The following is a 12129-nucleotide window of genomic DNA, read 5'->3' as shown; positions in this document are numbered from 1 at the left end:
ATCCTTTCTTCTATAGCTGTTTTCAAGCTGTTAGTCGGAAAACGCAAAAAACTATTAAACTATTAAAGGCTTTAAAGTTATCTGGCATAGTCTTTTTTTCGTCTATGTGTATTTACCTTTTCTTTGTTTAATAGAGTAGTCCAATAATTGGCAAATGCACAAAATTTTTTATAGGGTGGATTTATCTTGCAGCTTTTTTGTTAGCCTTTATTTCTGAGCAGCAATTAATCATTATATTTTTATCTGCGAATTACCGATTGCAGGCTGAAATACATTCTGCAATCGGTATTCAATATTCCTGTCATGTGTTCAATGTTAGATTATTTTCAATCTAATTCAATCATTAAGCTGTAATTTGTATTGCAGCTTAAATCAATAATATTTAATTTCTCGAAGCACTCAGGCGCGATAAATTAAATTATCATTTAATAAAAACGCTATTTTGTACTGTAATAAAAATACTAACAGACTGTCAGTCAATCCAGTAATTAAACGTCGAAAAGAGAAGTTTAATAGCTGTTGCAAAACTGATATTCAGGCTGTAAAAGCGTCATTTCATTTGCCATTTATACCAGAATTGCTGTATTGATTAATGTATAAGAAGTAAATGATTCATTGCTATCAACGACGTGCCAAGACTGCTGTAGATAAGTAATCTTTAATACCGCTGGCAATGGAATTGGCCATTTTCTGACGAAAATTGCTGCTTGATAATAACCGTTCTTCAATCGGATTGGAAATAAAAGCGGTTTCAACCAGTATGGATGGGACATCTGGTGCTTTCAGAACGGCAAAATTAGCCTGATCGACACTGCCCTTATGCAGGTTATTGATTTTGCCAAGCTGATTTAAAACATCCTTGCCCAGTTTCAGGCTATCGTTGATGGTTGCTGTTTGGGTAAGGTCAAACAGGGTGTTGTTGACATTTTTATCGGTAGAGTAACTTACGCCACCAATTGAATCGGCTGCATTCTGGGTTTGTGCCAGATATTTGGCTGCTGCACTGGTGGCACCTTTGGGATTAAGGGCGTATACACCGGTACCTTTGGCAGATGGATTGGTAAATGCATCAGCATGGATGGAAACAAATACATCGGCTCTGAGTTTACGCGCTTTGGCTACGCGCACACCTAGCGGAATGAATATGTCTTCATTTCGGGTCATGTAGGTTTTGTAGCCATAGGAGTCCAGTATTTTTTTTACTTCGCGTCCAATAGCCAGTACCACATCTTTTTCATGCAAGCCGGACGGGCCTGTGGCACCGGGGTCTTCACCACCATGTCCCGGGTCAATCATGATAACGGGCTGGCGGTTGAGTTTATTCGGCTTGCCTGATGTTGGGGGCTGGTTGATAACTGGCGGTTTACTTTCAGGCGGTTTTTGCACCGGAGGCGTGGAAGCGGTAGCCTGTGGGCGTGTGGTGCCGTCACTGTTGACCTTGCCGTGGCTATAGTCCTGCAAGAGTGCCATTAATGGATCGTTTTTTTCTTGTTCCATGGCCACCGTAGCAGTGGGGTATAAGTCCACTACCAGCCGGTTTTTGAAATTGGCTACTGGCGTCAACGAAAATATCTGTGGATTGACGGTCGTTTTCAAGTCCATCACGATACGTATGGTTTCTGGATTGAATTGCCCGATGCGAACACTGGCAATATACGGATCCATGGGAATGACTTTGTTGCTCAGTTCACGCAAGACCTGATTGGTGGCTGAGCCTTGAATATCGATAACCAGTCTGTCAGGATTTTTGAGTTGAAAGTATTTAAACTGGATTGGTGTTGTAGATTCCAGCGTCATTCTGGTATAGGCTGTGGCTGGCCAGATGCGTGAAGCCACGATGTCTGCGCCAGCTTTGGCGGCGCGAGCAAACGGGGTAAGGCTGATTAATAGCGTGCCGGTAGAAGCAAGTAACAGTTTTCGGCGGCTGATATGGTTAGGCATGGTTTATTCTGTAATTTTGTCTAGTGTGTGTGTGCCATTGGCAGTAGCGGCACTCATCTGTACTATGCGGCCGCTGCTATTAGCAATAATGTTCAGGATGATATCAGCCGACGGAGCCAGATCACCACCGAGTTGCGGCCATTCAATCAGGACAATGCTATCTGCGGTGATGAGTTCATCCAGTCCTGCATCCAGCCATTCTTCCGGGCTTTGAAAACGGTATAGATCAAAATGATGCAGGTGAAATCCGTTAAATGGATAGGTTTCAACTATATTGTATGTGGGGCTTTTAACTGCGCCATGATAGCCCAGTGCGTTAAGCAGGCCGCGGGTAAAGGTGGTTTTGCCCGCACCTAAGTCTCCTATTAGCCAGATGATTAAAGGTGGGCTGATATGCTGGGCAAAACGGGCACCCAGATTCAAGGTATCGTTTTCGCCGGCCAGAACAATTTCATGGATTTGAGATGCAGACATGGTATGTTTAATTAATAAAACGGGTTTATTATGCGATAAAGTTTGTAAGAGTGAAAGTAGTAAAGTTCTGCCAGTTTGTCAGGTTGCAGGTCAGAAGCCGGTTTTAAGCCTGTCTGGCCGGATTTGTACTATGAGTATATTTTCAGGTCAATGCTATAATCCCAATGATGACTGGTCTGTGACTGATTCAGTACGTGGTGTGCTGAATTGTCATGGCTACAGATGAAGAGACAAATGATTGCAATACAACAACGCCCGATAGGTGTATTTGATTCCGGGGTAGGCGGCCTGACTGTGGTTCGGGCTTTGATGGAACGGCTGCCTAATGAGAATATTATTTATTTTGGTGATACGGCACGGGTTCCGTATGGGGTGAAGTCCAGACACACAATTGAAGTTTATACTGAACAGATTGTGTCGTTTCTGCTGGAGCATGATGTTAAGGCTCTGGTTGTGGCCTGTAATACCATAGCTGCTGTGGCGCGGGAAAAGATACGGCAACTGGCCGGCGGCATGCCAGTACTGGATGTGATTGATGCCGGTGCCAAGGCTGCACTGGAAACAACGCGGAATAATCACATCGGTGTGATTGCCACCAGTACCACCGTCAATAGTAATGCTTATGCCCGGGCGATTCATAAACAGAATGCACAAACACGCGTATTTTCACAGGCCTGTCCATTATTGGTGCCACTGGTGGAAGAAGGCTGGCTGGATCATGAAGTAACACGATTAACAGCCAGAGAATATTTAAAGCCGATTCTGGCGGAAGATGTGGATACACTGGTTTTGGGCTGTACTCATTATCCATTACTCAAATCATTAATCCGGCAGGAAGCACCTGAACTGAAACTGGTTGATTCAGCAATTACGACAGCAGAAGCAACGGCACAGGCACTGCAACAGCAGCAGTTGGTTAATCCGGATCACACGGAGGCGCAATACCGTTTCTATGTAAGTGATATTCCCCTGCGATTCCAGACAATCGGGGAACGGTTTCTTGGGCGTAGCCTCGAACAGTTGGAAATGATATCTTTGGGCTAGATTTTCTGTTGGCAGGAGAAAAATAAGCGGTATGAAAAGAATTGTGATTCTGATTTCTGGGCGTGGCAGTAATATGCAGGCGGTAGTGGAGGCGAATATTGCGCAGGCAGAAGTGGTGGCGGTAATCAGTAATCGGGCTGATGCAGCTGGTTTGCAATGGGCTGCACAGCATGGTGTGGCCACTGAGGCAATCTGCCATCAGGATTATGCCGGCCGTGAAGCGTTTGATACCGCTCTTATGGCGCGGATTGATGCCTATCAGCCGGATCTGGTGGTACTGGCAGGCTTTATGCGTATTTTAACGCCTGAATTCTGTGAACATTATGCCGGCAGGCTGATTAATATTCATCCATCTTTATTGCCTGCTTTTCCCGGACTTCATACGCATCAGCGGGCTCTGGACAGTGGCTGCCGGGTAGCAGGATGTACCATTCATTTTGTCACTGCACAACTGGATTGCGGCCCGATTATTGTTCAGGGCGTTGTGCCTGTACTAGGTAATGATACTGCTGATACTCTGGCACAGCGGGTATTGCGGGTTGAGCATGAGTTATTGCCACAGGCAGTGGCTGATTTTGTTGCTGGCAAGCTGGTTGTAGAGGGGAATCGAGTTAATAATTTGTCTATGGCTGATATAGATGATTCGGTTTTCCTGAAAAATTAGTATGCTATGAGAGAAGTATGAAAGTAAAATTCTGGCTGGATATATTGCTTGTCTGGGTAAGTTTACTATTGCTACCAGTAACACGGGCTGCCGATTTACCGCAACGGGCACAATTGCAGTTTGTAGACAGTTATGGTTTGCCGGTAAGCATGGACTTTGTACAGCAAGGTGAGCAGTACCGGATTAATACCCAAATTAATCTGATTTTTTACCAGATGCAGTTTGTTTCTACTGGTACGGTAAATGGTTCTACCCTGAATCCGCTTTCCTATACGGATAGTCGCTTTGGTAAACCTTATGCACAGGCGCGCTTTACTGAACAGGGTATTGATTATGGTAAGGTTTCTGAGTCCAGTAAGCATATGGTGGTAAACGGACCGGTATACGATATGTTTGCACTTGGCTGGCAACTAGGCTTTAATCACGGTAAATTGCCCGCAAATACCTATCTGACTAATGGTAAAAAAGTTTACCTGCTGGATGCAGTTCGTAGTCGTGGCAATGCACAACTGCTGGTTAATGGCCGGCAAATTGATATCAGCCAGTATAGTATCAGTCGTGGTGATGATGTGGTGGAATATGCTTTTGCACCGCAGTTTGAGAATATTCCGGTACAGATTAGCTATATGGATAATGGTAAGGTTTATACCTTGCAACTGAAAGGTGGCCAAATTGACGGGAAGGCTATTTAAGAAATTATGATAAATGCGCAACAACTTGATTTGACAGCTGCTGCTCTGGCTCAGGTGTTAACGTTCAGACAGCCGGCAGATGTTGTGTTGTCGACCTTTTTCCGGCGCCAGCGCAAGCTGGGTGTACGTGACCGGCATGAAATAGCCGAAACTGTATTTGCTACTATTCGTCACTTGCAAAAAATCCAGAAAATGCTGCCCAGACCTCATAACAAGCCACGCCGTGCTGCTCTGGCAGCGCTGGTTTTAGGGCGCGGTTTAAGTATTCATGCTGTAGAAAGCTTATGTGATGCTGAAGAGAAGCAGTGGCTGGTTGAATTAAAGCAGCATAAGTCTGATTTTGCTGCTACGCTGACAACTGCTGCCGAGCTGCCTCAATGGCTGATTGATTGTTTGCAGCAGCAGGACTGGGATGAGAATCAGATTATCGCTTATGGCCGCAGTGTGATGCAGGCAGCGCCGCTGGATGTGCGGGTTAATACCCTGAAAGGTAAACGTGATAAGGTTTTGGTTGCGCTACAGGCAGAAGGCTTACGCGCAGAAGCTACTCCTTATTCACCATGGGGAATCCGACTGTATGATAAGCCGGCATTAAACCGTCACCCGTTGTTTCTGGATGGTGTGCTGGAAGTACAGGATGAAGGCAGCCAGTTACTGGCTCTGTTAACTGGCGTAAAACGTGGGCAGATTGCGGTAGATTTCTGTGCTGGTGCTGGCGGTAAGACTCTGGCAATGGGCGCGATGATGGCAGGCAGCGGACGCTTGTATGCGCTGGATGTAGCCGAAAAACGTCTGGCTAATCTGAAACCACGTATGGTGCGTGCAGGTTTGACCAATATCCATCCGCAACGCATTGATAATGAAAATGATGCGCGTATTGCCCGCTTGAAAGGTAAGGCAGATTGTGTCTTAGTGGATGCTCCTTGTTCCGGGCTGGGTACTTTGCGGCGCAATCCTGATTTAAAATATCGTCAGAGTGGTGACAATGTACAGGCATTGCAGCAACAGCAACGATCGATTTTGCAGGCTGCTTCTGCTCTGGTACGCTCGGGTGGCAGACTGGTATATGCTACTTGCAGTATTCTAGAGGCTGAAAATCAGCAGCCGTTAAATGATTTTCTGGCAGCCAATACAGGCTGGCATATTGAGCCGGTACATACATTGCTCAAGGGTATTGCTTTGCCATCCATGCAGGGTGATTATTTGCAGTTGAATACCAGTGAACATCATACAGACGGCTTTTTTGCCGCTGTGCTAACACGCATTAAGTAAATGAAATAAGGAATGTACATGAGTACTCAGGAAAGAATTAAAACACTTGTTACCGAACATCCGGTTGTATTGTTCATGAAAGGGACAAAACAGTTTCCACAGTGTGGTTTTTCATCCCGTGCTGTGCAGATTTTGCAGGCGGCCGGCTTGAAGGATTTCTATACTGTTAATGTGCTCGAAGATGATGATATCCGTCAGGGTATCAAGGAATATGCTGACTGGCCAACGATTCCGCAACTGTATGTAAAAGGTGAATTTGTTGGTGGTTCTGACATTATGCTGGAAATGTATGAAGCAGGTGAATTGCAGACTTTACTGGCTTCTGTCTGACTGAATTCTGTTCGGGGAATTTCTCGCTAACTATTTTGATTTAAGTGTTAAAGGAATTATTTTTGGAACAGGCTATGAATATCAATGTGATTGACCATCCGCTGGTGAAGCACAAACTGTCATTGATGCGTGAAGAGGATTGCAGTACCTATCGTTTTCGCACGCTGACAAAAGAACTGGCACGGTTAATGGCTTATGAGGCCAGTCGCGATTTTGATGTAGAGATTGTCAAAATGCAGGGCTGGTGTGGTGAGATTGATGCTTACCAGATTAAAGGCAAGACTGTTACTGTGGTGCCTATTCTGCGCGCCGGGCTGGGTATGCTGGATGGAGTACTGGATTTAATTCCTACGGCTAAAATCAGCGTAGTAGGTTTGCAGCGTGATGAAGAGACGCTGGAGCCGGTACCTTATTTTGAAAAATTTGTCAGTCAGATGGATAAACGTCCGGCACTGATTATTGACCCCATGCTGGCTACCGGTGGTTCAATGAATGCAACCATTGACTTGCTCAAGAAGAAGGGGTGCAAGGATATTAAGGCACTGGTATTGGTAGCAGCTCCGGAAGGCGTTAAAGCGGTTAATGAAGCACATCCGGATGTGACAATCTATACCGCTGCTCTGGATGATCATCTGGACGATAATGGCTATATTATCCCCGGACTGGGCGATGCCGGTGACAAAATTTTTGGTACCAAACACTGGTAAGCTACTGGCCGGTTTTTAAATCAGTCTGTTGGTGGACAGGGAAAAATTTGCCAATTTTAAAAGACAGAATGCTCAATGTGAGCTTCTGTCTTTTTAATTTATGCTTAATGAAATCAGATTTGGCGCACAGAGTAATTTGCAGAAATCTTATCGGTCATTTGATTGCAATCAGCCTTGCAGAAAAATATTTTGAGTATTGCTTGGGTCAATGAGTATTTAAGTTTTTATTCTGTATCCGTTTAGGGGAAAATAAAGGTTGTTATTGATGCTATCTGGTTTTAATGAACATGAACCGGTGTAAGTGGCAGGGTTTTGTCTGAATTTATTGATTATAGATGTTAAATATCAGCCCAACAGCCAGTCCCGGCTTATGTTGGCTATTTATCAGGTTTGAGTCTGCCAGCTGAATGGTTATATGCCATTGGTCACACAGGGTTTTAACGATGGCCAGTCCTAAGCCGCTGCCGTTTTCATTATTGCCCAGAATGCGGTAAAACGGTTCAAATATCAGCTTTCGTTCAGTTTCAGAAATACCATAGCCACTGTCTTCTATCCATAAAGCCAGCCGGTTGTCTGTGGTTGGTCTGGTTTGAATACATATATGACCGTTAGCGGGTGTGTATTTGATGGCATTAACCAGAATATTCTTCAGAATGGTTTGTAAATCATTGCTGCTGATGGGCAGTTTGATGTGTTCACCGATGTCGACACTCAGGTTCTGCTGCTTCTGTTCAGCCAGAGGAAGTAATTCTGCAATCAGGTCGCGTAGTAAGGGCATCAAGGCAGTACAGACATTATTCGGCATAAGGTGCTGTTGTTGCTGATGTTGTGCTCTGGCCATGGATAATAGCTGGGTAAGCAGTTGTTCGGTGCGTGCTATACCGGCTTTGATCTGACCAATAAGTTTGTGCTGTTCCTGAATGGTTAAATTTGGTTCGTCAAAACGGGCTATCTGTATGGTAAGTGCAGTGATGGGGGTACGTAACTCATGTGCTGCATGACTGATAAATTTTTTATCAAGTTCAATTGCAGCCTGTAGCTGGCTGAAGAGACGGTTTAGTGCGGTGATGAAAGGGCGGATTTCAGTGGGTACGTGCCTGGTATCCAGTGGTGATAAATCATTGGCATTACGTGCAGTTAATTCGGTACTCATTTCCTGTGTTGCCCGGAACAGGCGGCGAATCCAGATGGCGGTAAACAGCCATAAGATAGGCATAAGAATAAGAAATGGCCACACTACACTCAGTGCGCTGTCTTTGGCAATATGATTACGGTATGCTGTGCGCTGGGCAACAATAATGCGTTCGTGTTCGCGACTAAGGATGTAAACTCGCCAGTGCCGGGCTACGGTGGTAAAGTTGTGAAAGCCATCTTGTAGTTGCTGCAAATTCTGTACAGCATTGTCATCACCCATCAGGATATTGAGATAGGGTGAATCAAGGGTTTGTGCCAGAATACGAGGTTTGGGCAGTGTTCTGGTGCTTTCGGGAAAGTTGAGGTCTTCTGGTTTATCTCTGCGCAATATGGCACTGCGCGGGTCAAGTAAGTGCGCAATCTGTTCCAGTTGTGCATCCTGCAAATCCTGAGTTTCCCGAAAAGCGGTCTGATAGGCAAGAATGTCACCAATAATGGCGATAAAGGTGACCACAATGGTTAAAACCAATAATAAACGCCATTGTAGTGATGATACTATCCGCGTCGATCCACTAGCCATCCCAGTCCTCGCACATTTTTAATGACATTGCTGCCGAGCTTTTTGCGAATTCCATGAATGACCACTTCCACGGCATTGCTCTCCACTTCTTCATTCCAGCCATAAATTTTTTCTTCCAGTTCCTGCCGGGACAGTATGGTACCCGGTTGCAGCAATAAACTGTAAAGCAGAGCGTATTCCCGTGCTGACAGGCGGGTAACCAGACCATTGGCGCTAACTTCTCTGGTGGCCGGGTTTAATGTGATAATGCCATTGCTCAGTACAGGATTGACATGTCCACTGCGCCGGCGCAATAAAGCCCGGATACGGGCCAGTAATTCAGCAGGAGCAAATGGTTTGATCACGTAGTCGTCGGCGCCACTGTCCAGACCATTAATGCGTTCTTCTACGGTATCACGGGCAGTAATCAGGATGACGGGTAAATCGCTGTTTTTGGCGCGCAGGTGGCGCAACACACTTAAGCCGTCCTGTTTGGGTACACCGATATCCAGTAAGGCGATATCGTAGATATCTGGTTGTAATGCACTTTCTGCTGCTAGGCCGTCTGTAACACAATCGACAGCAAAACCGGCACCATGAAGCATGTCGCTTAGCGCTTCTGCAATCATTTTGTCGTCTTCAAGAAGTAGAATTCGCATGGGTTAACATTTTTCCACATAGACTGATAAGCAGCCTGTATGAAATCAGGCTTAGAGATGTCTATGATAACAAAAACCGCTTCAGTGTTCCTGAAACGGTTTTATTCTAATGTTAACCAGCTGGCTGATTAATTGATTTCAGTAGTGGTGGTGGTTTGCTTGGTAGTAGTCATGCTGGCATCTGCTTTTCTGGTATGGGCTTTTTTAGCATGTACTTTTCTTACGTGAGTTTTTTTCGCAGCTGGTTTAACAACTTTGGCGGCAGGTTTAACCGAAGTGGTAGCTGGTTTAACGGATGTAGTAGAAGCAGAAGTGTTAGTGGTAGTAGTGGTGGTTGCAGCAACAGGAGCGGCAAAAGAAGCAGCAGCAGTTAAACCGAAAATAGCACTTACAACAGCAGCAGTAATTTTTTTCATGACAGATCTCCATTAAAAAGTAATTTGGGACAATAACCATCTCGGTTCTTGTTAATGCACAGTATGGCTCTAAATACTTAGGCGAGACTTAGTTAATTGTTTTTTATTGTTAATTTTTTGTAATTATATAATAATATATCTATTATATTTTATGGTTTTGTTAATTTTATTCTTTAAATTTAAAGCCATTGCCAAGAACTGATTGTACTGAAAATATAGCAGAAAAATCATGGATATGAACGTGACTGCAACAAATGTAAGGGCGGTAAAAAGCATATTTGCTGTGAATCACTATTTAAAAGGGTAGGCAAGGAAGAAGGTAGAAAAATAGATAATTTATAGTTATGACAATTGGCTATAAGTAAACTGGATTTATAGCTTGCAGCAAATAACGAGAGTGTCGATGGCAAACAATGACACAAATCTTGTGTGTACGCACTTTATCAAGCGGCTTGCTCAGGAGGTATTCTAGTCAGAAACTCTATCAGCGTGATTGACCGATAAATTAAGTACTGCGTTCATTAAGTAGAGCGCTATAGATTCAGTAATATGAAAAAACGGGTGTGTTGTGCTTGAACAGAAAAGCATTACTGGAAATGCATGGCTATCAGTTAAGGTTGGTTTGCTGAGCAGGTAAAAAATACCGGCGTCTGCCCCAAATGAGGTGCACGCCGGTAATAATTATTATATTCAGACAGTGCGTGCAATTTCGGTAAATGCTTCTGCGGCCAGACCGAGGGTATCGGCAATGATTTCACTACTATGAGCAGCGGAGACAAAACAGGCTTCATATGCGGATGGCGCAAATGCCACACCGCGTGACAACATGGCATGGAAAAACGCTTTAAACAATACCTGATTGCTGTGCTGCATGTCTGCAAAACAATTTGGCAGCTCGGCGGTAAAGTAAAAGCCAAACATGCCACCGATACTGCGAGTACTGAATGGAATATTGGCTTCATGGGCTATTGCTGCCAGTCCATTACTGAGCTCTTGAGTGCGTGCGCTTAGGGTGGTGTAAAAATCGGGGCGCTGTATGATTTCCAGTGTTTTCAGTCCGGCTGCCACACATACCGGATTACCGGATAGTGTACCTGCCTGATAAACCGCACCTAATGGTGAAACACAGGCCATGATATCTGCGCGACCGCCAAAAGCAGCAACAGGCATACCACCGCCAATGATTTTGCCAATTGTGGTTAAATCGGGTTTGATGCCATGAATTGACTGTGCGCCGCCCAGAGCAACACGAAAACCGGTCATTACTTCATCGTAAATCAGGACGCTGCCGTGCTGTTCAGTAAGGGTGCGCAGCGCCTGAACAAACTCTGGTGAGGCTGGAATCATGTTCATATTGCCAGCAATCGGTTCAACAATCACACAGGCAATATTGTCGCCCTGGCTGGCAAATATCTGTTGCAGTGCCTCTACATCATTATAAGGCAGAACCAGAGTGTGGCGGCTGAAGTCTTCAGGTACACCGGCTGAGCTGGGATGGCCGAAAGTTAGCAGACCGGAACCGGCTTTAACCAGCAGGCTGTCGGAATGACCATGATAACAGCCTTCGAATTTGATGATGTTGTCGCGTCCGGTAAAGCCTCTGGCCACACGAATGGCACTCATGGTGGCTTCCGTACCAGAGCTGACCAGACGGATTTGCTCCATACTGGGCATAATATGGCGAATTTCCTCGGCCATACGGATTTCATTCTCAGTGGGCGCACCAAAAGACAGGCCTTTTTCGGCAGCCTGACACACTGCGGCAACTACTTCTGAATGCGCATGTCCGACAATAGCCGGCCCCCATGAACCAACATAATCGATATAACGGTTCTGGTTTTCATCCCATACATATGCTCCCTGTGCTTTATTAATAAAGCGGGGAATGCCGCCTACGCTGCCAAAAGCGCGTACCGGAGAATTCACTCCACCCGGAATGATGGCTTTTGCCTGTTCGAAGAGTTGCTGGTTTCGATCCATGATTTGAGCCTTTGCTAATAGTAAATATGTCGAATGATTCGATGTCAGGGATTAATCATACTATCGATTGCCCGACAGGGTTAATGGCCTTTGGTGGTTTTTTAGCCAGTATTGTCGGCTATGGAAAAAAATGACTGCCTATGCTTACCGGTATTTTTATGACATACAGGGAGAAGTAGTTGTGAAGTTATTTAGCCTTGCGAAATTTGCTGTAACAGATTTCAGTTTATAAATACCTGTAATAAAAGGTGAAGTGT

12 protein-coding genes are annotated in these 12129 nt (G+C 45.0%); 6 read left to right on the top strand and 6 right to left on the bottom strand.

From position 1 onward, the window contains the following. Positions 1–621: 621 nt before the first annotated feature. A complete protein-coding gene (locus BGI33_RS05490; protein WP_100090289.1) occupies positions 622–1941 on the bottom strand; it encodes an N-acetylmuramoyl-L-alanine amidase in 1320 nt (439 codons plus the stop codon). A 3-nt stretch (positions 1942–1944) separates the two neighbouring features. Next, the gene (tsaE, locus tag BGI33_RS05485; protein ID WP_100090288.1) at positions 1945–2415 is read right to left on the bottom strand and encodes a tRNA (adenosine(37)-N6)-threonylcarbamoyltransferase complex ATPase subunit type 1 TsaE; all 471 of its coding nucleotides are present in this window, start codon (positions 2413–2415) and stop codon (positions 1945–1947) included. 234 nt (positions 2416–2649) lie between these two features. Between tsaE and murI the strand changes: the two genes are divergently transcribed. The 6 genes from murI (at position 2650) to upp (ending at position 7124) form a co-directional block, all read left to right on the top strand. Further along, a complete protein-coding gene (gene murI / locus BGI33_RS05475; RefSeq protein WP_100090324.1) occupies positions 2650–3459 on the top strand; it encodes a glutamate racemase in 810 nt (269 codons plus the stop codon). Positions 3460–3490: 31 nt separating this feature from the next. Next, positions 3491–4123: a phosphoribosylglycinamide formyltransferase gene (gene purN / locus BGI33_RS05470; protein WP_100090286.1), complete on the top strand. Its 633-nt coding sequence runs from the start codon at positions 3491–3493 to the stop codon at positions 4121–4123. Positions 4124–4140: 17 nt separating this feature from the next. Further along, a complete protein-coding gene (locus BGI33_RS05465) occupies positions 4141–4815 on the top strand; it encodes a DUF3108 domain-containing protein (protein WP_100090285.1) in 675 nt (224 codons plus the stop codon). A gap of 9 nt (positions 4816–4824) precedes the next feature. Beyond that, complete coding sequence (locus BGI33_RS05460; RefSeq protein ID WP_100090323.1) at positions 4825–6087, top strand: RsmB/NOP family class I SAM-dependent RNA methyltransferase; 1263 nt, start codon at positions 4825–4827, stop codon at positions 6085–6087. An 18-nt stretch (positions 6088–6105) separates the two neighbouring features. Beyond that, a complete protein-coding gene (gene grxD / locus BGI33_RS05455) occupies positions 6106–6417 on the top strand; it encodes a Grx4 family monothiol glutaredoxin (RefSeq protein WP_100090284.1) in 312 nt (103 codons plus the stop codon). A gap of 74 nt (positions 6418–6491) precedes the next feature. Then, a complete protein-coding gene (gene upp, locus BGI33_RS05450; RefSeq protein ID WP_100090322.1) occupies positions 6492–7124 on the top strand; it encodes a uracil phosphoribosyltransferase in 633 nt (210 codons plus the stop codon). A 322-nt stretch (positions 7125–7446) separates the two neighbouring features. Here the strand turns inward: upp and BGI33_RS05445 are convergent, their stop codons facing one another. From BGI33_RS05445 to hemL, 4 genes are all read right to left on the bottom strand, one after another. Beyond that, complete coding sequence (locus BGI33_RS05445; protein ID WP_100090283.1) at positions 7447–8838, bottom strand: ATP-binding protein; 1392 nt, start codon at positions 8836–8838, stop codon at positions 7447–7449. Further along, the gene (locus BGI33_RS05440) at positions 8814–9476 is read right to left on the bottom strand and encodes a response regulator (RefSeq protein ID WP_100090321.1); all 663 of its coding nucleotides are present in this window, start codon (positions 9474–9476) and stop codon (positions 8814–8816) included. Before BGI33_RS05440 ends, BGI33_RS05445 begins: the two co-directional genes overlap by 25 nt. 128 nt (positions 9477–9604) lie before the next feature. Next, positions 9605–9892, bottom strand: a complete 288-nt coding sequence (locus tag BGI33_RS05435) for an acid-shock protein (RefSeq protein WP_100090282.1) — start codon at positions 9890–9892, stop codon at positions 9605–9607. A gap of 690 nt (positions 9893–10582) precedes the next feature. Then, positions 10583–11872 carry a glutamate-1-semialdehyde 2,1-aminomutase gene (hemL, locus tag BGI33_RS05430; protein WP_100090281.1) on the bottom strand — a complete coding sequence of 430 codons (1290 nt, stop codon included), beginning with the start codon at positions 11870–11872 and terminating at the stop codon, positions 10583–10585. Between the last annotated feature and the right edge of the window lie 257 nt (positions 11873–12129).

It is taken from the genome of Snodgrassella alvi (assembly GCF_002777425.1).
GTDB lineage: Bacteria > Pseudomonadota > Gammaproteobacteria > Burkholderiales > Neisseriaceae > Snodgrassella > Snodgrassella alvi_B.
The sequence above is the reverse complement of the archived record's forward strand: the minus strand, read 5'-3'. Positions and strand labels throughout refer to the sequence as shown.

Excerpts from the sequence above, each read along its gene's own strand:
- BGI33_RS05490 (WP_100090289.1), bottom strand. The coding sequence starts at position 1,941 with ATGCCTAACCATATCAGCCGCCGAAAACTGTTACTTGCTTCTACCGGC.
- BGI33_RS05440 (WP_100090321.1), bottom strand. The coding sequence starts at position 9,476 with ATGCGAATTCTACTTCTTGAAGACGACAAAATGATTGCAGAAGCGCTA.
- upp (WP_100090322.1), top strand. The coding sequence starts at position 6,492 with ATGAATATCAATGTGATTGACCATCCGCTGGTGAAGCACAAACTGTCA.
- BGI33_RS05465 (WP_100090285.1), top strand. The coding sequence starts at position 4,141 with ATGAAAGTAAAATTCTGGCTGGATATATTGCTTGTCTGGGTAAGTTTA.
- murI (WP_100090324.1), top strand. The coding sequence starts at position 2,650 with ATGATTGCAATACAACAACGCCCGATAGGTGTATTTGATTCCGGGGTA.
- hemL (WP_100090281.1), bottom strand. The coding sequence starts at position 11,872 with ATGGATCGAAACCAGCAACTCTTCGAACAGGCAAAAGCCATCATTCCG.
- BGI33_RS05445 (WP_100090283.1), bottom strand. The coding sequence starts at position 8,838 with ATGGCTAGTGGATCGACGCGGATAGTATCATCACTACAATGGCGTTTA.
- grxD (WP_100090284.1), top strand. The coding sequence starts at position 6,106 with ATGAGTACTCAGGAAAGAATTAAAACACTTGTTACCGAACATCCGGTT.
- tsaE (WP_100090288.1), bottom strand. The coding sequence starts at position 2,415 with ATGTCTGCATCTCAAATCCATGAAATTGTTCTGGCCGGCGAAAACGAT.
- BGI33_RS05435 (WP_100090282.1), bottom strand. The coding sequence starts at position 9,892 with ATGAAAAAAATTACTGCTGCTGTTGTAAGTGCTATTTTCGGTTTAACT.
- purN (WP_100090286.1), top strand. The coding sequence starts at position 3,491 with ATGAAAAGAATTGTGATTCTGATTTCTGGGCGTGGCAGTAATATGCAG.